Genomic DNA, 19,733 nt, shown 5'->3' with positions numbered 1-19,733 from the left:
AGAGGTTGTCCTGATGGAATCGCCGGCAACTGCTTCCTCTCCCGACCCCCGTCTCCTGGCTTGTCTGGCCGTGGTGGTGCGGGAAAAGGCCTCTGATCTTTTCATCATGGCGGGCGCGCCGCCAACGCTCAAGCGCCAAGGGGTGTTCGTGGCACTGGGGCAGCAACTGCTGTCGGCAGACGATGTCAGGCAGATGGCGCACTCCATCCTCCGCGAAACGCAGCGGCAGGAGTTCGATGCCACCATGGAGTGCGACCTCTCCCTGCAGACCCCGGAGGGTGAGCGGTTTCGTGTGAATGTGCACCGGCAGCGTGGCCAAGTGGGCATGGTGATCCGTCATGTCATTGCCCACATCCCTAGCCTGGAGGCGCTTGGTCTTCCGCCCGTACTCCAGCAACTGGCATTTCTCAAAGGGGGGCTGGTGCTCACGGTGGGGTCGGCAGGCTCGGGCAAGACCACCACATTGGCGGCGTTGCTGGACCACCGCAATGCACACACTGGCGGGCATATCCTGACGGTGGAAGACCCTATTGAGTACCTGCACACCCACAAGAAGTCACTCGTGACGCAACGCGAGGTGGGGCTTGATACGCTGTCCTACGACGAGGCCCTGCGCCGCGCGATGCGCGAGGCACCGAACGTCATCATGATCGGCGAGATCCGCGACCGGGCCACCATGCAGCACGCGCTGCACTATGCCGAGTCCGGCCATCTGTGCGTCTCCACGTTGCATGCCAACAATGCGAACCAGGCGGTGCAGCGCATCCTGAACTTCTTTCCTGAAGAGGCCCACCGCCAGCTGCTAATGGACCTCTCCCTCAACCTGCGCGCAGTCGTGGCGCAGCGCCTGGTGGCGGGGCGGGCGGGCGGCCTCGTGCCTGCCACCGAGATCATGTTGCTCACGCCCTACGTGGCGGAGCTGATCCAGAAGGGCCAGATTGATGAGCTCAAGACTGCTATCACCCGCAGCGGCGAGCAGGGTATGTGGAGCTTCGACCAATCCTTGCTGGCCATGGTCGAGTCCGGCGCCATATCTCCCGAAGAAGCGATTGCCAACGCCGACAACCGCACCGATGTGCGGTTACGACTTCGGCTGGCGGCCGGTGCTTCGCTGGGGAGCGAGGGCATGCAGATGAGTCCCGACGAGCCTGCCGGGCCAGATAGCGTTCCACCGCCTACCGCGCGCCGCTGAGTGTGGGGCTCAGGCTGCGGCTGACTTCACCACTGCATACCGTTCCAGGGTGCGGTGCCGCGCCGTGTCGTGCTCCACCACCGGTAGCGGGTAGGTATCCCCCAGCCGCACTCCCGCACCTTGTAGTTCCATGGGGCGTGCCAGCCAGGGCGCGTGCAATGCCTTGGTGGGTAGCCCGGCCAGCTGCGGCAGGTAGCGGCGGATGAACTTGCCCTCCGGGTCAAACTTCTCGCTCTGGCTGACCGGATTGAAGATGCGGAAATAAGGCTGTGCATCGCACCCGCTGGAGCTGGCCCATTGCCAGCCACCGTTGTTGGCGGCCAGGTCGAAGTCATTGAGGTGCGTGGCAAAGTAAGCCTCGCCCCAGCGCCAGTCAATACCCAAGTCTTTGACCAGAAAGCTCGCCACCACCATGCGCAGGCGGTTGTGCATATAGCCCGTCTGGTTGATCTGCGCCATGGCGGCATCTACCAGCGGATAACCCGTGCGCCCCTCGCACCAGGCGGCAAACAGGGCGTCGGCCTCGGGGCCGGACTCCCACTGGATCGCGTCATATGCGGGCTTGAAACTGTGGCCCACCACATGGGGGTGGTGGTGCAGGATCTGAAAGTAGAAGTCCCGCCAGATCAGTTCGCTGAGCCAGGTCGTAGCGCCCGGGTTGCCTTGCAGCATCAGCCCGTGCGCGGTGCGCGCGAGCAGGCGCGGCGAGATGGTGCCAAAACGCAGGTGCACGCTGAGGTAGCTCGGCCCTTTGACCGCCGGAAAGTTGCGCGTGTCCTCGTACCGCTCAATGCGGCCGAGAAAATCATCGAACAACTGCTGTGCGCCGCTGGCACCGGTCGGCAGCTTGAGCTGCGACAGGGCCGTGGCCTCGAAACCCAGCGACGCCAGGGTCGGCACCGCTTGGCAGTGCTCCTGCGGGCGGGGGGCCAGGCGGTGTGCATGGCGTTCCACAGGGTAGCTTGTGAGCTGAAAGGCATCCACCTTCTTGAGCCAGGCGTTCTTGTAAGGGGTGAACACGCTGTACGGGTTGCCGGTTTGCGTGAGCACCTCGCTGCGTTCCAGAATGGTGTGGTCCTTGAAGGTGTGAAAGGCCCTTCCGGCAGTGGCCAGCTGCGCGCGCACCTGGCTGTCGCGTTCCAGGGCTTGGGGCTCGTCATCGTGGTTGGCAAATACAGCTTGCACGCCCAGGGCGTTGGCCAGTGCCGGAATCGCATCGCTGGCCACCGCGTGCAGCACGATAAGGCCACCCTGTGCATGCCCAGAAAGCATGCGCAGCGTTTCATCCAGTTCCACCAGCGACTCGCGGATGAACTCCACCCGCCGGTCAGTCCGGGGCAGGGCATTCAGGATCTCGCGGTCAAAAACAAAGGCGCAATGCACCTGCTGGCACTGCGTGAGTGCGCGGTACAGGGCGGCCTGATCGTTCGCGCGCAGGTCGCGGCGGAACCAGACAAGACCGTTGGGGTAAGAGGGCTCGGAGGAGGGGTCCATGTTCACCGTTAAAATTGCCGGATGTCTTTCGATTCTGCGCCCATCAACCTGACGCATCACTTCCTGATCGCGATGCCCGGTCTGGAAGATGAGTCTTTCTCGCGCAGCGTCGTTTACCTGTGCGAGCACAGCGAACGCGGTGCACTCGGCCTCATCATCAACAAGCCTTCGGACATCACCCTCAAAGGCCTTTTTGACAAGGTGGACCTGTCCTTGCGGCGTGAAGACCTCACCAAGGAGCCCGTGTTCCAAGGCGGCCCGGTGCAGACCGAGCGCGGCTTTGTGCTGCACGAGCCCATGCTCGTTGACAGGGTCGAAACCGATGAATCGGTCTATGCCTCCACCATGACCATCCCCGGCGGGCTGGAGATGACCACTTCCAAGGACGTACTCGAAGCGCTGTCCACGGGCGCAGGCCCCCGCCGCGTGCTCATCACGCTGGGCTATTCGTCGTGGGGCGAGGGGCAGCTCGAATCCGAACTGGCCGAAAACGCCTGGCTGACCGTGGCGGCCGACCTCTCGGTGATCTTCGACACCCCTGTGCCCGAGCGCTACGACCGCGCCCTGGCGCTGCTGGGCCTCAAGGCCTGGATGCTGTCGCCCGAGGCGGGGCACGCATGACCGGCTTGCCCGCTCAGCCAGCCGTTCCTGCGCATTTCCAGACCTTTCTTGCTTTCGATTTTGGCCTCAAGCGCACGGGCGTGGCCACGGGCAACCGCATGCTGCGCAGCGCCACGCCGCAGGCCACCATCAAGGCCGAGGGCGATGCCCGTTTTGTGCAGGTGGCGCAGCGCATCAAGGAATGGCAACCCGACGCACTGGTGATCGGCGTGCCCTACCACCCGGACGGCGCGAGCCACGAGAACACCGAGCGCGCGCTCAAGTTCGGCCGCCAGTTGCGTGGGCGGTTTGGTTTGCAGGTGTTCGAGGTGGACGAGCGCTATAGCACCACCGAGGCCATCGCGGGTGGTGCCAAGGATGCCGACGCTGCGTCGGCCTGCATCATCCTGGAACAGTTTTTGAGGAATCTTCCATGAGTAACCCCTCTCCTGCAGCTTCTGGCAGCCTCGTGCTCGATGCCGAAGCGCTGTGTCGCGAACTGCTGCGCGGCGTGCGCAGCATGCTGACCCCCACCACGCGCCTGGCAGGCATTGCCTCCGGCGGCGCCTGGCTGGCGGAGCGCTTGCAAAAGGACCTGGGCCTGGAAGGGCCCGCAGGCGTGCTGTCGTCAGTGATGCACCGCGACGACTTTGCCCAGCGTGGCCTGTCGGCCAGCGCGCAGACCTCGCTACCGTTCGACGTGAACGGTGCCGACGTGCTGGTGCTCGACGACGTGCTCTACACCGGTCGCACCATCCGTGCCGTGCTCAACGAGCTGTTCGACTATGGCCGCCCCGCCAGCGTGCGCCTGGCCGTGCTGGTGGACCGGGGGGGGCGCGAGCTGCCTGTGCAGGCCGACTTTGCGGCTGCGCGTGTGGCCTTGCCTGCCGCCCAGTCGCTGGCGCTGGCGCGCGACGACAGCGGTACCTTCCACTTCCAAGTCAAAGAGGCCTGACCGTGCTGAAGAAGCGCAACCCCCAACTCAACGGCAACGGCGAACTCATCCATCTGCTGTCCATCGAGGGCCTGCCGCGCGACATCGTCACGCACATCCTCGACACGGCGGCCAACTTCGTCAGCGTCAACGACCGCGAGGTCAAGAAGGTGCCGCTCCTGCGCGGCAAGAGCGTGTTCAACCTGTTCTTCGAGAACAGCACGCGCACGCGCACCACGTTCGAGATCGCCGCCAAGCGCCTGTCGGCCGACGTGATCAACCTCGACATCGCGCGCAGCTCGGCCAGCAAGGGCGAATCCCTGCTCGACACCATCGCTAACCTCAGCGCGATGGCGGCTGACATCTTCGTGGTGCGGCACAGCGAATCGGGCGCGCCCTACCTCATCGCCCAGCATGTGGCGCCCCATGTGCACGTGATCAACGCGGGCGATGGCCGCCATGCCCACCCCACGCAGGGGCTGCTGGACATGTACACCATCCGCCACTACAAGAAGGACTTCAGCAACCTCACGGTGGCCATCGTGGGCGACGTGCTGCACTCGCGCGTGGCGCGCTCCGACATCCATGGCCTGACCACGCTGGGCTGCGCCGAAGTGCGCGTGGTGGGCCCGCGCACGCTGGTGCCTTCCGACATGGCGCAGATGGGCGTGCGCGTGTGCCACACGCTCGAAGAGGGCATCAAGGACGCGGATGTGATCATCACGCTGCGCCTGCAGAACGAGCGCATGAGCGGCGCGCTGCTGCCGTCGAGCCAGGAGTATTTCAAGAGCTTCGGCCTCACGCAGGAAAAGCTGCAGCTGGCCAAGCCCGACGCCATCGTCATGCACCCCGGCCCCATCAACCGGGGGGTCGAGATTGACTCCGCTGTGGTCGATGGCAAGCAGAGCGTGATCTTGCCGCAGGTCACATTTGGCATTGCCGTGCGCATGGCCGTCATGTCCATCGTTGCCGGCAATGAGGCATGAAGCCCGGAATGAATACTCCTGTTTTCATAGCTGTTAGCGCTTATCCAATAAGCGCTAACAGCCAATTTGGCTTGAAATCATGAAGATACTGATCCAGAACGGCCGTGTGATCGACCCCGCTTCGGGCCTCGACCAGACCTGCGACATCGCCATCGCGGCGGGCCGCATCGTTGGCGTCAACCGCGTGCCGCCCGACTTTGCGCCCAAGCGCGTGGTAGACGCCACGGGCTGCATCGTGCTGCCGGGGCTGGTGGACCTGGCCGCGCGCCTGCGTGAGCCCGGCCATGAGCACGAAGGCATGCTCGAATCCGAGATGGCCGCCGCAGTGGCCGGGGGCGTGACCAGCCTGGTGTGCCCGCCCGACACCGACCCCGTGCTCGACGAGCCGGGCTTGGTGGAGATGCTCAAGTTCCGTGCCGAGAAGCTGCACCAGTCGCGCCTGTTCCCGCTGGGTGCACTCACGCGTGGCCTCGCCGGCGAGGTGCTGACCGAGATGGCCGAGTTGACCGAATCGGGCTGCGTGGGCTTCGGCCAGGCCGAGGTGCCCCTGGCCAGCACCCAGGTGCTGCAGCGCGCGCTTCAGTACGCCGCCACCTTTGGCTACACCGTGTGGCTGCGCCCGCAGGAGATGCACCTGGGCAAAGGCGTGGCGGCCAGCGGTGCGCTGGCCACGCGCCTGGGCCTGTCGGGCGTGCCCGTGGCAGCCGAGACCATTGCGCTGCACACCATCTTCGAGCTGCTCAAGACCACCGGTGCGCGTGTGCACCTGTGCCGCCTCAGCAGCGCGGCCGGTGTCGAGCTGGTGCGCCGGGCCAAGGCCGAGGGCCTCCAGGTGACCTGCGACATCAGCATCAACACGCTGCACCTGACCGAAAACGACATTGGCTTCTTCGACAGCCGCGCGCGCCTGACGCCCCCACTGCGCCAGCAGCGCGACCGCGATGCCCTGAGCGCGGCGCTGCTGGATGGCACCGTCGATGCGCTGGTGTCCGACCACACTCCTGTTGATGAAGACGCCAAGACGCTGCCGTTTGCCGAGGCCGAGCCCGGTGCTACGGGGCTGGAGCTGCTGCTGAGCCTGGCCCTCAAGTGGTCGCAAGACAGCGGTGTGCCGCTGCAGCGCGCGCTGGCCACGGTTACGTCCGAACCTGCGCGCGTGCTGGGCAACGCTCTGGGCACCTTGCAGGCCAGCGTGGGCCAGATCGTGGAAGGCGGCGTGGGTGACCTGTGCATCCTCGACCCACAAGCCTCTTGGACCGTGCAGGACGACGCGCTGTGCAGCCAGGGCAAACACACGCCATTCTCAGGCTATGAACTGCCCGGCCGCGTGCGCATGACGCTGGTGGGCGGCCAAGTGGCCTTTGACCGCGCCTAAGCACGTGCCGCGCGAAGAGGCCCTGCGGTGAAGTCTTTGCGCGCCAGCTGGCGCCTGCTGCGCCTGCTGGGCCACATTGCCAAGGGTCTGGCCATCGTGGCGCTGCGTTTCCCGGCGCTCACGCCGGACCAGCAGCATGCCCGGGTGCAGGTGTGGTCGCTGCAGCTGTTGGCGCACCTCGGCATCAGCCTGCGCATTCAGGGCCAGCCGCCGCTCACCGGGCCGGTGATGCTGGTGGCCAACCACATCTCGTGGCTCGACATCCCCGTGATGCACGCGGCGCGGCATTGCCGCTTTGTGTCCAAATCGGACGTGCAGGGCTGGCCGCTGATCGGTACCCTGGCCACGGCTGCGGGCACGCTCTATATCGAGCGCAGCTCGCGCCGCGACGCACTGCGCATGGTGCGGTCCATGCAGGAGGCGTTGGAGCGTGGCGAGGTGCTGGCCGTGTTCCCCGAAGGCACCACGGGCGACGGCCGCGAGATGCTGCCCTTCCATGCCAACCTGCTGCAGGCCGCCGTGGTGGCACAGGCGCCGGTGCAGCCCGTGGGCCTGCGTTTTGCCGACAAGGCGACGGGCTCCACCAGTTTTGCACCCAGCTACATCGGCGACGAAACCCTGGTGGGCTCGATCTGGCGCACGCTGTGCGCGCCCCCTATCGAGGCCGTGGTGCACTACGGCCCACCCGAGCGCGCGGGCGAGCGTGACCGCCGCACCTGGACGCAGCACCTGCACGATACCGTCGATCGGTTGCGGAAAGCCTGAGTCGCCGGCTGGGTGCATCCCGGGTTGGCCGGTGGTGCCCGCCGAGGTGGCTTTGGTGGGCAAAAGCGTGCATATTCCACGTTTGCAGCCGCGTGGGTTGCACATCCGGTCTCAATGCCACGCAATTTCCCGTATCGTCCGCGTCTTTCGGCCTGCCAGCGCACGCAAAAGCGCTTGCAGGCCCGCCAACACTGCCGGGAGGGCACCATGAACCTGATTGAGCGCGCCAAGAGCATTCTTTTGCAACCCAAGGAGACCTGGGCCACCATCGACACGGAAAGCACCGATGTCGCAACCCTGTTCACCCGCTACGCCATGGTCCTGGCTGCCATTCCGGCGGTCTGTGGATTCATCGGCATGTCGCTGATTGGTTTTGGGGGCTTTGGCGTCACCATCCGCACGCCCTTCGTCGCCGGGTTGGTGAACATGGTGGTGTCGTATGTGCTGAGCCTGGTGGGGGTGTTTGTGCTCGGGCTCATCATCGACGCGCTGGCCCCCACGTTTGGCGGCCAGAAGAGTCCCATCCAGGCGCTGAAGGTGGCGGTGTACGCCAGCACGGCCGCGATGCTGGGTGGGGTGTTCAGCCTGCTGCCCGCGCTGGCCATGCTGGGCCTGCTGGCGGCGCTGTACTCCATCTACCTGCTCTACACCGGCCTGCCGGTGCTCATGAAGAACACCCCCGAGAAGTCGGTGGTCTACACCGTGGTGGTCATCATCGCGGCCATCGTGATGGGGGTGGTCATCGGTGCCGTCAGTGCGCTTTTCCTGCCCCGTGGCGGCGCGATGTTTGGCGGGGCCGATGCACCTTCCATCACCATGAACACGCCGGGCGGCAAGGTCTCCATCGACACCGCCGGCCTGGAGGCCGCGGGCAAGAAGATGGAAGAGGCCGCCCGCAAGATGGAAGAAGCCCAAAAGAGCCAGGACCCCGCCGCCATCGCCGCCGCCGCTGGCAATGCTGCCAAGGCGGCTGCAGGAGCGTTCGGTGGAGGCCAGGCCATTGCCGCGCAATCGCTCAAGGGAGCGCTGCCAGAAAAGCTGGCAGGCCTGCCGCGCACGGGCTTTGATGTGCAGGACGGCGCGGCCCTGGGCCTGCCCACCAGCCAGGCCAGTGCGCAATACGGCAACGATACCCGGCAGGTGCGCCTGGAGATCGTAGACATCGGGGGCCTGGGGCAGGTGGCGGTGATGGCCATGGGCATGGCCCAGGGCGAAAAGGAAGACAAGACCAGCGCCGAGAAGACCTGGCAGGAAGGCGGCCGCACCCTGCACCAGCGCTACGAAAAGGATGGCAGCCATGCCGAGTTCAAGACCATCCTGAAGAACGGCCTGGTGGTCAGCATCGAGGGTGACAACATGGGCGTCAAGGAGCTGCAGGGCTTCATGTCGCAGGTAGACCTCAATGCCCTGGAAGGCTTGCAGCGCAAGGGCAAGTCCTGAGAGGCTGAGAGTCTTTTATCCATGCCCGCCCTGCACGCCAAAAAACTCTCAGCCTCTGAGTGCGCGGGGCTCCCTGTTCAACCCGACAGGCCGACTGATGTCGGCCTTTTTCTTTCTTGCAGGCGGTCGGGTGGCTGGCGTGGCAGGCGATAGACTGCATTGAGGCGATCTTCCCCAGCCCCCATCACATGCACCCTTTGTCCTTGTACCAGCGCGCCATGGGCCCCGCATACCTGCGTCTGGCGCCGGCATTGGCGCGGTTTCACGCGTTGTCGGGACCACAGCGTTTGTCGGGCCATGTGCTGGTGGATGCCCCCGCCAACTGGCTGGCGCGTGTCCTGGCCCTCGCACTGGGCGCGCCCCAGCGTGCTGCGCAAGGGCCGATCTCCTTCGAGCTGGATGCGCGCCCGGATGCTGAGGTGTGGACCCGCCACTTTCCCGCGCAGACCATGCAGTCCACCTTGCGCGGGGCGGCAGGCCGGGTGGTGGAGCATCTGGGGGCAGCGCGGTTGACGTTTGTGCTGCACGAGACCGAAGGGCGCCTGGTGATGCAACTGCAGCAACTGCATTTTTGCGGCATACCCTGCCCGGCGTGGCTGCGCCCCCAGGTGGTGGCGGAGGAGACCGGGGTGGGCGATGCGCTCCACTTTCATGTGCAGGCCACCGTGCCGGGGGTGGGGCGTGTGGTCCGCTACCAGGGGCACCTGATGGTGCCACCGGATGCTGTACAGGCGGGGGCTTCTGCATGATTGTGGTGTTTGATGGGCAGTGCCTGCTCTGCAACGGTTGGGTGCAGTTTCTGCTGCGGCACGACCCTGCGCAGCGCATCCGGTTTGCATCCATCCAGAGCGCGGTAGGGCAACAACTGCTGGCGCGGGCGGGGCTGAAGGTGGATGGCTTGCAGACCCTGCTGGTCATTGACGGCGACCGCAGCTGGCAGCACACCGCCGCCATCCTGAGGGTGTTGCACGCGCTGGGCTGGCCCTGGCGGCTTGCGTGGGTGGGCTGGCTGGTGCCCGCACCGCTGCGCGACGCGCTGTACCGCTGGGTGGCGCGCAACCGCTACCGGATCTGGGGTCGGTCAGACACCTGCATGGTGCCGTCGCCAGAGACCGCGGCGCGTTTCCTGGATTGATGGCGTGCCAGGGCAGCGTGGCTGCGATGGGCTACGGGGTGATGATTGTCAAAAATGATAGCTTGTTGCGCTTTGTAGATAAGCGCTAGAGCCCATTTTTATTCGAATTCTCGAACCCTCATCCCCGGGGGAAGGTCACCACATGGTCTACCTCTGCGCGGATGCCGATCCACTCGCCCAGGGCATGGTCGTGGTGGCTGGGCACGTGGGCCAGCACGGTGTGGCCACTGGCCAAGCGCAGCGTGTACAGAAACTCCGAACCCCGGAACGACTTGCGCACGATCTGCGCCTGCACGGGGGCATGGTCGTCGTGCACGATGTCATCGGCGCGCAGCAGCACATCACATTCGCCACCGGGGTAGCTGCCGGGCAGGGGGCATTCTTCCAGGTCGGTCAGCTCGCCCAGCGGCGTTTGTGCCACCACGTTGTTGCCACGCTGCAGCAGCGTGGCGGGGGCGAACACGCCGTGGCCAATGAAGTCGGCCACAAAACGTGTGGCGGGGCGGTGGTACAGCGTGTACGCGTCGTCCCACTGGTGCAGGTGGCCTTCGTTCATCACACCAATCACGTCGCCAATGGCAAACGCCTCGAACTGGTCGTGCGTCACAAACAGGGCCGTGGCACCTGCGGCTTTCAAAATGCCGCGCACCTCGTGCGCGAGGCGCTCGCGCAGGTCCACATCCAGGTTGGAGAAAGGTTCGTCCAGAAGCATGAGCTGGGGGCGCGGTGCCAGGGCCCGCGCCAGCGCCACGCGCTGCTGCTGCCCGCCAGAAAGCTCGTGCGGAAAGCGGTTCTCGCTGCCTTCCAGCCCCACCAGCTGCAGCACTTCGGTCACGCGCGCGGCCTGTTCGGCCCGGGGCAACTGGTGGATGCCAAAGGCCACATTGCGGCCCACGGACAGGTGCGGAAACAGCGCGTAGTCCTGGAACACCATCCCAATGCGCCGCAGCTCGGGCGGCACGCTCAGCGTGGCGCTGCTGACCACACTTTTGGTCAGGCGGATCTCGCCGCCCGTCACGGGCTCCAGCCCTGCCACGGCGCGCAGCAAGGTGGTCTTGCCGCAGCCCGAAGGACCAATCAGTACACCGATATCGCCTGCGTGCAGGCCCAGCGTGACACCTTCTACCGCTGCATGGGGGCGGCCTGTGTAGTGCACTTGGAGTTGGGAGACCTCTAGAAACATGCCGTGATTCTAGGTGGGCAGGGGCGAATGCTTAAAATTCGCATTTGCATTCCAGAACGTCGCCCGGCCTGAGCCCGGCCACGGGTGTGCGCTTCTTCCTTCTGCCGAGCCCTTGCCTTGCGCCGCACGCCTTCCTTTGCCCTTCGCACCGTTCCCCTGATCCTGTTCGCAGGTTTTCTGGCGCTGCCCGTGCTGGCGGTGCTGGCGTCGTGGCTGCCGTTTTCGCCCGCCGGGCAGGGCGATGCGCAGGCGGGCGCCATCCTGCGGGAGATGGCGGCCACCGTGTTGCCCGGTTATGTGTGGACCACGCTGTGGCTGAGCGTGCTGGTGGCCCTGGGTGCGGCCATTGTGGGCACGGGCACGGCGGCGGCCGTCACGCTGTTCGACTTTCCGGGCCGCCGCACCTTTGAATGGCTGCTGCTGCTGCCGCTGGCCATGCCGGCCTATGTCACGGCGTATGCGTACACCGACTTTTTGCAGTTCAGCGGCCCGCTGCAGGTGGGCCTGCGCAACACCTTCGGCCTGGAAGGCCGCCTGCTGCCCGAGGTGCGCAGCCTGGGCGGTGCGGTGTGGGTGTTCATCTTCTCGCTCTACCCGTATGTCTACCTGTTGGCGCGCACGGCGCTGGGTGAGCGCGCGGCACACCTCATGGAGGCCGCGCGCCTGCTGGGCGCACCACTGCCGCGCCGCATCCGCGCCGTGGCCCTGCCCCTGGCCCGCCCGGCAGTGGCGGCGGGCGTGGCCCTGGTGCTGATGGAAACGCTGGCCGACTTTGGCGTGGCCAGCTACTTCGGCATCCAGACCTTCACCACGGGCATCTACAAGGCCTGGCTGTCCATGGACAACCGGCTGGCCGCCGCGCAGCTGGCCACCATGTTGCTGGTGGTGGTGATGGCGCTGCTGCACCTGGAACACCGCGCGCAAAAACGCATGCGTTTTGCCACGGGCGGCGGGCGTGCAGGGTCGGCCGAGGCGCAGCCGCTGGCGCTGCGCGGTGCGCGCCGCTGGGCGGCCTGGGCGGTCTGCACCGTGCCGGTGGTCATGGGTTTTGTGGCCCCCGTGGCCTTCATGCTGCGCCCTCTGGCGTCCGACTGGTCGGTGCTGCCGTGGGAGCGTTTCATGGAATGGGCCTGGCACAGCGTGCGCCTGGGGGGCATCACCGCCGCGCTGGCGGTGGTGATCGCGCTGGCCCTGGCGTTTGCGGTGCGCCGCCAGCCCGACGCCGTGACGCGCGGCGTGGTGCAACTGGCCAGCGTGGGCTACGCCGTGCCGGGGGCCGTCATCGTGGTGGGCCTGCTGCTGCCGGTGGGCTGGCTGCAGGCGGCCATGCCGCAGTGGGGCGTGGGTGCGCTGGTCACCGCCACGGCGTTTGGCATCGTTTGGGCCTATCTGGTGCGGTTTTGTGCCGTGGCCTTGCAGTCCCTGCAGAGCGGCTACGCGCGCATTCCGCTCAGCCTGGATGACTCCGCCCGCATGCTGGGCATCGGTAGCCCCGGCCTGTTGGCGCGCGTCCACTGGCCTCTGCTCAAGCGCTCCACGGCCGCCGCTGCGCTGCTGGTGTTTGTGGATGTGATGAAGGAACTGCCCGCCACCATGGTGCTGCGCCCCTTCAATAGCGATACGCTGGCTGTGGTGGCCTACCAGTTGGCGCGCGACGAGCGCCTGGGCGAAGCCGCCTTGCCGTCACTGGCGCTGGTGGCGGTGGGGCTGGTGCCGGTGATTTTGTTGAGCCGGACGTTGCGCAGTCGAAACTGAGGCCGCTTGTTTTCGGTCACCGCGAGTGCCATGACCCTGCTGATATCGTGCGGGTTTCGCCATTGAAAAAGCCGCCCGAAGGCGGCTTAGTCGATAGTGGCCCGGCGTGCTCACTCGCTCCAGTTGGAGTGCTTCTCGCACAGCTTGTTGGTTTCCTTGCCCTTGCGGGTTTCCGCAAATTTCACCAAGTTGCCCTTGAAGTCTTCCGGCGTTTCGTTCCACATGCATGTGCACCAGGCCTGGGCCTTGGTCTGGCCCTTGATGGGGCTCGCTTCGTTGCCACCTTCATAAATCGTGGCGGAATAGGACAGGCACTGCTTGTACTGCGCATTGCCGGCGGGAGGGCGGTTGTAGTCGTCAGCGGCATGGGCCGAGCCGACGCTGGTGACAGCGAAGGCGATGGTGGACAGGATCAGCGAGAGTTTCATGGCGCAGGTCTTCGTGGGCTGGGGGATGGAAATGCAAGAGGGTGCGGTTGGCGCCGGCAATTTCTGAACGGCACCTTCAGTGTAACTATTTGATACAAAACCGTGCAGTCCGAGCGCACGGTGTTGTTAGTGGTTTTCCTGGGCCGCGCTTCGTCGCTCGTGCCAGCAACTGCAAAAGCTAGCAAAAAAATAGCTGCTAGCGCCGATCAGATAAGCGCTAGCAGCCAATTTGGCCATGTTTCACCGCGCCCTTCGCGCAGTAGGGCTCAGGGCACCCTGCGGCCCGACTTTATGCCTGCGTGTACGCCGTCTTCACCGTCGTGTAGAACTCGGCGGCGTAACGTCCTTGCTCGCGCGGGCCGTAGCTGCTGCTCTTGCGGCCGCCAAACGGCACGTGGTAGTCCACGCCGGCCGTGGGCAGGTTCACCATCACCATGCCGGCTTGCGCGTGGCGCTTGAAGTGGGTGGCGTGCTTGAGGCTGGTGGTGGCGATGCCGCTGGCCAGGCCGAACTGCGTGTCGTTGGCCAGGGCCAGCGCTTCGTCGTAGTTCTTCACGCGCTGCACGCTCACCACGGGGCCAAAGATTTCTTCGCGGTTGATGCGCATGCCGGGTGTGGTTTCGGTGAACAGGGCGGGGCGCATGTAGTAGCCGGGGGCGCCGTCGGCGTTCTTCTCCAGGGCTTCGCCGCCGAAGGCGAGCTTGGCGCCTTCCTGCTGGCCGATGCCGATGTAATCCAGGTCTTGCGCCAACTGGCGGTCGTCCACCACGGGGCCGATGTCGGTGCCGGCCTTGCGGGCGTCGTCGACCTTCAGGGTTTTCATCTTCTCGATCACGGCGGCCACGAAGCGGTCGTGGATGCCTTCGGTCACGATCACGCGGCTGCTGGCGGTGCAGCGCTGGCCGGTCGAGAAGAAGCCGCTGTTGACGGCAGCGCCCACGGCCACGGCCAGATCGGCGTCATCGAGCACCACGAAGGGGTTCTTGCCGCCCATCTCCAATTGCACCTTGGCGCCGCGTGGCACGCAGGCCGCGGCCACGCGCTGGCCCGTGCCCACCGATCCGGTGAAGCTCACGCCGGCAATGCGCTCGTCTTCCAGCAACACCTGGCCCACTTCAGCGCCGCGGCCCATCACGAGGTTGAACACGCCGGCTGGGAGGCCCGCGCGGTGCAGGATGTCGGCCAGCGCCCAGGCGGAGCCCGGCACCACTTCGGCGGGCTTGAACACCACGCAGTTGCCGTAGGCAAGCGCGGGCGCGATCTTCCACGCAGGGATGGCGATGGGGAAGTTCCACGGCGTGATGATGCCGATCACGCCCAGTGGCTCGCGCGTGATCTCGATGCCCACGCCGGGGCGCACCGACGGGATCAGCTCGCCGCCGGGGCGCAGGGCCTCGCCCGCAAAGAACTTGAAGATGGCGGCCGCGCGGCCCACTTCGCCAATCGCCTCGGGCAGGGTCTTGCCTTCTTCGCGGGCGAGCAGGTCGCCCAGCTCGGCCTTGCGCGCAATGATCTCGTTGCCCACCGCATCCAGGATGTCAAAACGCTGCTGGGGCGTGGACAGGCTCCACGCGGGGAAAGCCGCATGCGCCGCTGACACCGCTTCCAGGGTTTGCTCGCGGCTGGCCACGGCGTAGTCGCCGATCACGTCGCGCGTGTCGGAGGGGTTGGTGTTTTGGTAAGTGCGGACGCCGTCGGTCCAGGCGCCGCCAATCAGGTTTGCATGCATGGTGGTGTGGTGGTTAGGAGGAGGGGGTTGAGAAAAAGGGCGGTCGCATGCCGAGCGCGCATGTTGCGCAGCGCAAGCAGGCTCTGGCACCCAGAAAGTCTTTCAATGTGCGCTGCGATGCCTTGCTACGGGCACATCCTGGTGCCTTGTAAGGTGCCGCAGCCCGCGAGCGCGTGAGTGCACCGTGCCAAATTGCGTTGTATGTCATCGTACAACATAAGGAGATCCCTTGGATTTCGGGTAACTACTGATGGAACAACCGGGCACCTCGCCTTCCTTCGGATTCACCCAGTTCATCAAGGAGCGGCGAGCGTGTAGGGCGATTCAGCTCGCTTCGGCCTGCGCACGCCGCCGGCGTTCGCGGCTGTTGGCCAGGTGTGTGCGCATGGCGGCCCGGGCGCCGTCGGGGTCCTGGCCCACGATGGCGTCATAGATGCTTTCATGCTCGCCGTTGACCCGGCGCAGGTACTGGCGCCGCTCGTCGTTGACCGAATCCATGGCGGCCAGGCGAGCGCGCGGAATGATCATGCTGCCCAGCGTGCCCATCAGTTCGGCGAAATGGCTGTTCTGCGTGGCGCGTGCGATTTCCAGGTGGAACTGGAAGTCCGCCGCCACAGCGTCGCGGCCCGCATCCACGGCGGCAGCCACGGCGTCCAGCGCCTCGCGCATGGCTTTCAGGTTGGCTTCGGTACGGCGCTGGGAGGCCAGTGCCGCCGCCTCGGTTTCGACGCCGATGCGCAGCTCCAGCACGGCAATCACGTCGCGCAGTGTGCTGAACTGGTCGGGGGTGATCTTGAAGCCGGGCGCCTGGCCCAGCCCCAGGACAAACGTGCCGATGCCGTGGCGCGTTTCCACCAGGCCAGAGGCCTGCAGCTTGGAAATCGCCTCGCGCACCACGGTGCGGCTCACGCTGAACTCGGCCATGATGGCCGCCTCGGTGGGCAGCTTGTCGCCCAGTGCCAGGCGGCCGTCGCGGATGCGGTCTCCCAGGGATTCGACAAGCTCCAGGGCCAGGGTGCGGGGCTTGCGGCGAAGCAGGGTATCGGTGGTCATTTCTTGGTGTTATCCCTATGGGGCGCCGGGGGCAGAAGCGGTACATTGCTCTTCGTTGTACGACAACTGATGACGTTCAACAGAATCTGTCGCCACTGTACCAAGAACCTCAGCCTTTGTAACTGCCATGCCTTGCCATCCGACGCCCATCCGTTTCCAACGCCTGTTATTGACCGGGGCTGCCGGAGGGTTGGGCCAGGAGTTGCGCTCGCGCCTGAAGGCCTACTGCACCACGCTGCGCCTGTCGGACATCGCAGACCTGGGTGTTGAGGCGGAGGGCGAGGAAGTGCGCCCCGCGCGGCTGGAAGATGCCGGCGCCGTGCTCAGCCTGCTGGAAGGCGTGGACGCCGTGATCCACCTGGGCGGCGTGTCCACCGAACAGCCCTGGGACCTGATCCTGCAGGCCAACATCGTCGGCGCATACAACCTGTACGAGGCCGCGCGCAAGCAGGGCGTCAAGCGCGTGCTGTTCGCCAGCTCCAACCACGTCACCGGCTTTTATCGCCAGGACGAAGTGGTTGCTCTGGACGACCCTGCCCGCCCCGACGGCCTGTACGGCCTGTCCAAGGCGTTTGGCGAAGACCTCTCGCGTTTCTATTTCGATCGCTACGGCATCGAGACGGTGTGCCTGCGCATCGGCTCCTCGTTCCCCGAGCCACGCAACCGCCGCATGCTGGCCACCTGGATGAGCTATGACGACCTGGAGCGCCTGGTGGTCGCCAGCCTGACCGCGCCGGTCGTGGGCCACAGCACCATCTACGGCATGGGCGACAACACCACCACCTGGTGGGACAATACCCTGGCGCGCCACATCGGCTACCGCCCGCAGGATAGCTCCGAGCCCTTCCGCGCCAAGGTCGAGGCCGCCGACCCCCACCCCGACCTGACCGACCCCGCCGTGATCTACCAGGGTGGCCCGTTCGTGCGCACCGGTCCTTTCGAATGAGCGCGCAGATGACCCAACAAGTGGACCTGCTGCTGCCCGACCACCGCGACCAGGTCGGCGAAAGTCCCGTATGGAGCCCTGCCGAGCAGGCACTGTATTGGGTCGACATCGAAGGCCGCAAGCTGCACCGCTGGACTTACGCGGACCAGCAAGTGCAAAGCTGGGAGACCAGCGAACGGCCCGCCTGCATCGCGCTGCATTCGGCCGGCGGCTTGATCGCCGGCATGGACACGGGCGTGTTCCACCTGCGGCCCGATGCCTCGGGCGCGCTGGCCGCCACGCGGCTGGCGGGTGTGGACCACCCGCAGTCCGGCATGCGTTTCAACGACGGCCGCTGCGATCGCCAGGGCCGCTTCTGGGCGGGCACGATGGTGCGCGACATGTCGCTGGCGCAGCCTGCAGGCAGCCTGTACCGCATGGACGCACAGCGCGGCCTGTCGGCACCGCAGGTGCAAGGCCTGGTCACGCAAAACGGCCTGGGCTTCAGCCCCGACGGCAAGACCATGTACCTGAGCGACAGCCACCCGAGCGTGCAGAAGATCTGGCAGCTGCCATTGCACGACGATGGGTCTCTGGGTGAGCGCTCGCTGTTCGTCGACATGCGCGATCTGCCCGGCCGGCCCGACGGCGGCGCGGTGGACGCCGAAGGCTGCTACTGGATCTGCGGCAACGACGCAGGCGTGGTGCACCGCTTCACGCCCGACGGCCGCCTGGACCGTTCCATCACCGTGCCCACCAGCAAGCCCTCGATGTGCAGCTTCGGCGGCCCGGGGCTGGATGTGCTGTTCATCACCTCCATCCGCCCCGGACAGCCGCAGGGCGACGACGTGGCGCTCGGCGGCGCCCTCTTTGCCACCCGGCCCGGTGTGGCGGGGTTGCCGGAAACACCCTATCGGAGCGCCTGAGGACAACAGGCCCCGGAACTCTCCCCAATTCACAACACTTCAACCCAGGAGACAACCATGAAAATCCCCCATCTGTTTGGCCGCGTCGCATTGGCTGCCAGCGTCCTGTTCGGCGGCCTGGCTGCGCAGGCCACGGAGTTCCGCTCGTCGGATATCCACCCAGAGGACTACCCCACCGTGCTGGCCGTGCGCCACATGGGCGAGACGCTGTCCAAGGCCACGGGCGGCAAGCACAGCATCAAGGTGTATGCCAAGGGCTCCCTGGGCATCGAGAAGGACACCATCGAGCAGACCAAGCTGGGTGCGATTGCCATGACGCGTGTGAACGTCGCGCCGATGAACAACATCTGCCCTGCGACCATGGTGCCCACCATGCCTTTCCTGTTCCGCGACAAGGAACACATGCGCAAGGTGCTCGATGGAGCCATCGGCGACGAGATCCTGAAGGACTGCGAATCGCAAGGCTTCGTCGGCCTCGCGTTCTATGACTCCGGCGCCCGCTCGATCTACACCGTCAAGAAACCGGTCAAGACCCTGGCCGACGTCAAGGGCCTGAAGGTGCGTGTGCAGCAGAGCGATCTGTGGGTGTCGCTGCTCGAAGCCATGGGCGCCAACGCCACCCCCATGCCGTTCGGCGAGGTCTACACCGCGCTCAAGACCGGCCTGGTGGACGCTGCCGAGAACAACTACCCCAGCTACGAAAGCTCGCGCCACTTCGAAGTGGCCAAGTACTTCAACAAGACCGAGCACTCGATGGCGCCGGAGATCCTGTTGTTCAGCAAGCGCGTGTGGGACACCCTGAGCGCCGATGAGCAAAAGGCCATCCGCGCGGCAGCCAAGGAATCGGTGGGTTTCATGCGCAAGATCTGGGACGAGCGTGAAGAAAAGTCCCTGGCCACGGTGAAGGCCGGCGGCGCGCAGATCGTCGAGATCGACAAGGCTGCGTTCAAGACCGCCATGAAGCCGGTGTACGACAAGTTCCTGAAGGACCCCAAGCTTCAGGACATGGTCAAGCGCATCGACGCGGTGCAATAAACCCACCAGACCGGCTGGCAGGGCGCCTTCGGTGGCCCTGCCGGTCACCCCTTCCGTCTTCTGAATGTCTCTTATGTATACGCGTCTCTGCGCTTTCATCGCGCGCACCTGCCTTCAGCTGGGTGTCGGGGGGCTGGTGCTGCTGGTGTGCGCCGTGCTCTATCAGGTCGTCGGCCGCTACATCTTCAACAACACACCCACCTGGGCCGAGAGCAGCGCCGTGCTGCTGGTGCTGTACGTGACCATGCTGGGCATGGCCGTGGGGGTGCGTGATGCCGGGCACATCGGCCTCGAATCGTTCCTGGTGCTCGCGCCCGACTGGCTGCGCCACAAGCTGGAAATCGTGATCCACGTGCTGGTGCTGATCTTCGGCGTGGTCATGGCCTGGAACTGCGGCGTGCTGGCCGAGTCCGTGGCGCCCTACAAGATTCCCACGCTCGGCATCTCCGAAGCGTTCAAGTACGTTCCCCCCGCGCTCGCTGGCGTGCTGGTGGCGATGTTCTCCCTGGAGCACATCATCGCCCTGGTCCGCGGCACAGAGGTCGAGCCCGCCTGGCATTGAGATGAACGACACCCCCCTGAGCGCCTGCGGCGCTTCCCCCCGCTCTCGCATGGCTGCGCCAAGCGGGCAGGGAGACGCAGCCCTCGCGGCGGGGCGGCCCTGGCTCGGCTGCCCTGGCCTGGGTAACGCCCGCCTCATGCGCAGCGCCCCGGGGCGATCGAAGCAATCCCCGCATACCGCCCAGCACCCTAACGTTCCTGTAAAGATTCCACCATC

General features: G+C 65.8%; 20 protein-coding genes. 15 read left to right on the top strand and 5 right to left on the bottom strand.

All coding sequences use genetic code 11. The annotated features are described in order from the left end of the window. The first annotated feature begins 13 nt into the window (after nucleotides 1-13). Entirely contained in the window at nucleotides 14-1,192 is a 1,179-nt protein-coding gene (locus ASE39_RS03585) for a PilT/PilU family type 4a pilus ATPase (protein WP_057226239.1), read from the top strand. Nucleotides 1,193-1,201: 9 nt separating this feature from the next. On the opposite strand, the gene ASE39_RS03580 is transcribed toward ASE39_RS03585, so the two are convergent. After that, nucleotides 1,202-2,686 (bottom strand): deoxyribodipyrimidine photo-lyase, encoded by a 1,485-nt coding sequence (locus ASE39_RS03580; protein ID WP_057270188.1) that lies wholly within the window; start codon nucleotides 2,684-2,686, stop codon nucleotides 1,202-1,204. Between the two features lie 21 nt (nucleotides 2,687-2,707). Between ASE39_RS03580 and ASE39_RS03575 the strand changes: the two genes are divergently transcribed. From ASE39_RS03575 to ASE39_RS03535, 9 genes are all read left to right on the top strand, one after another. Then, nucleotides 2,708-3,307 (top strand): YqgE/AlgH family protein, encoded by a 600-nt coding sequence (locus tag ASE39_RS03575; protein WP_057270187.1) that lies wholly within the window; start codon nucleotides 2,708-2,710, stop codon nucleotides 3,305-3,307. Continuing rightward, on the top strand, nucleotides 3,304-3,723 hold the full coding sequence (ruvX, locus tag ASE39_RS03570; RefSeq protein ID WP_010459507.1) for a Holliday junction resolvase RuvX: 420 nt from the start codon (nucleotides 3,304-3,306) through the stop codon (nucleotides 3,721-3,723). Before ASE39_RS03575 ends, ruvX begins: the two co-directional genes overlap by 4 nt. Further along, nucleotides 3,720-4,241, top strand: coding sequence for a bifunctional pyr operon transcriptional regulator/uracil phosphoribosyltransferase PyrR (gene pyrR / locus ASE39_RS03565; RefSeq protein WP_057270186.1), 522 nt, complete (start codon nucleotides 3,720-3,722; stop codon nucleotides 4,239-4,241). The genes ruvX and pyrR overlap by 4 nt, the downstream gene beginning before the upstream one ends. A 2-nt stretch (nucleotides 4,242-4,243) precedes the next feature. Beyond that, complete coding sequence (locus tag ASE39_RS03560; RefSeq protein WP_010459504.1) at nucleotides 4,244-5,206, top strand: aspartate carbamoyltransferase catalytic subunit; 963 nt, start codon at nucleotides 4,244-4,246, stop codon at nucleotides 5,204-5,206. 79 nt (nucleotides 5,207-5,285) lie between these two features. Beyond that, nucleotides 5,286-6,581 carry a dihydroorotase gene (locus tag ASE39_RS03555; protein ID WP_057226249.1) on the top strand — a complete coding sequence of 432 codons (1,296 nt, stop codon included), beginning with the start codon at nucleotides 5,286-5,288 and terminating at the stop codon, nucleotides 6,579-6,581. A gap of 27 nt (nucleotides 6,582-6,608) precedes the next feature. Further along, a complete protein-coding gene (locus tag ASE39_RS03550) occupies nucleotides 6,609-7,346 on the top strand; it encodes a lysophospholipid acyltransferase family protein (protein ID WP_057270185.1) in 738 nt (245 codons plus the stop codon). Nucleotides 7,347-7,553: 207 nt separating this feature from the next. Beyond that, nucleotides 7,554-8,786 (top strand): Yip1 family protein, encoded by a 1,233-nt coding sequence (locus tag ASE39_RS03545; RefSeq protein WP_057270184.1) that lies wholly within the window; start codon nucleotides 7,554-7,556, stop codon nucleotides 8,784-8,786. Between the two features lie 188 nt (nucleotides 8,787-8,974). Beyond that, nucleotides 8,975-9,535, top strand: a complete 561-nt coding sequence (locus ASE39_RS03540; RefSeq protein ID WP_057270183.1) for a DUF4166 domain-containing protein — start codon at nucleotides 8,975-8,977, stop codon at nucleotides 9,533-9,535. Beyond that, on the top strand, nucleotides 9,532-9,921 hold the full coding sequence (locus tag ASE39_RS03535; protein ID WP_057270182.1) for a thiol-disulfide oxidoreductase DCC family protein: 390 nt from the start codon (nucleotides 9,532-9,534) through the stop codon (nucleotides 9,919-9,921). Before ASE39_RS03540 ends, ASE39_RS03535 begins: the two co-directional genes overlap by 4 nt. A 118-nt stretch (nucleotides 9,922-10,039) precedes the next feature. Here ASE39_RS03535 and ASE39_RS03530 read toward each other — a convergent pair whose 3' ends face one another. Beyond that, nucleotides 10,040-11,104, bottom strand: coding sequence for an ABC transporter ATP-binding protein (locus tag ASE39_RS03530; protein ID WP_057270181.1), 1,065 nt, complete (start codon nucleotides 11,102-11,104; stop codon nucleotides 10,040-10,042). Nucleotides 11,105-11,221: 117 nt separating this feature from the next. On the opposite strand from ASE39_RS03530, the gene ASE39_RS03525 reads away from it, so the two are divergent. After that, nucleotides 11,222-12,859, top strand: coding sequence for an iron ABC transporter permease (locus tag ASE39_RS03525; RefSeq protein WP_057270180.1), 1,638 nt, complete (start codon nucleotides 11,222-11,224; stop codon nucleotides 12,857-12,859). 110 nt (nucleotides 12,860-12,969) lie between these two features. Here the strand turns inward: ASE39_RS03525 and ASE39_RS03520 are convergent, their stop codons facing one another. The 3 genes from ASE39_RS03520 to ASE39_RS03510 all read right to left on the bottom strand — a co-directional run bounded on the left by ASE39_RS03520 (nucleotide 12,970) and on the right by ASE39_RS03510 (nucleotide 16,069). Continuing rightward, a complete protein-coding gene (locus ASE39_RS03520) occupies nucleotides 12,970-13,287 on the bottom strand; it encodes a hypothetical protein (RefSeq protein ID WP_057270179.1) in 318 nt (105 codons plus the stop codon). Between the two features lie 289 nt (nucleotides 13,288-13,576). After that, nucleotides 13,577-15,016, bottom strand: a complete 1,440-nt coding sequence (locus ASE39_RS03515) for an aldehyde dehydrogenase family protein (RefSeq protein ID WP_057270178.1) — start codon at nucleotides 15,014-15,016, stop codon at nucleotides 13,577-13,579. Nucleotides 15,017-15,340: 324 nt separating this feature from the next. Beyond that, nucleotides 15,341-16,069, bottom strand: coding sequence for a FadR/GntR family transcriptional regulator (locus ASE39_RS03510; protein ID WP_010459451.1), 729 nt, complete (start codon nucleotides 16,067-16,069; stop codon nucleotides 15,341-15,343). 127 nt (nucleotides 16,070-16,196) lie between these two features. Here ASE39_RS03510 and ASE39_RS03505 point away from each other — a divergent pair, with 127 nt between their 5' ends. The 4 genes from ASE39_RS03505 to ASE39_RS03490 all read left to right on the top strand — a co-directional run bounded on the left by ASE39_RS03505 (nucleotide 16,197) and on the right by ASE39_RS03490 (nucleotide 19,517). Then, entirely contained in the window at nucleotides 16,197-17,015 is an 819-nt protein-coding gene (locus tag ASE39_RS03505) for an NAD(P)-dependent oxidoreductase (RefSeq protein ID WP_057270177.1), read from the top strand. An 8-nt stretch (nucleotides 17,016-17,023) separates the two neighbouring features. Then, nucleotides 17,024-17,920 (top strand): SMP-30/gluconolactonase/LRE family protein, encoded by an 897-nt coding sequence (locus tag ASE39_RS03500; protein WP_140426669.1) that lies wholly within the window; start codon nucleotides 17,024-17,026, stop codon nucleotides 17,918-17,920. 57 nt (nucleotides 17,921-17,977) lie between these two features. Next, entirely contained in the window at nucleotides 17,978-18,955 is a 978-nt protein-coding gene (locus ASE39_RS03495; protein ID WP_010459446.1) for a TRAP transporter substrate-binding protein, read from the top strand. A 73-nt stretch (nucleotides 18,956-19,028) separates the two neighbouring features. Beyond that, complete coding sequence (locus ASE39_RS03490) at nucleotides 19,029-19,517, top strand: TRAP transporter small permease (protein WP_010459444.1); 489 nt, start codon at nucleotides 19,029-19,031, stop codon at nucleotides 19,515-19,517. Nucleotides 19,518-19,733 lie beyond the last annotated feature (216 nt).

Origin of the sequence: Acidovorax sp. Root267, assembly GCF_001429215.1 — a bacterium.
Taxonomy (GTDB): domain Bacteria; phylum Pseudomonadota; class Gammaproteobacteria; order Burkholderiales; family Burkholderiaceae_C; genus Acidovorax; species Acidovorax radicis.
Note: the sequence above shows the minus strand (reverse complement) of the source record. Positions and strands in the feature narration are given on the sequence as shown.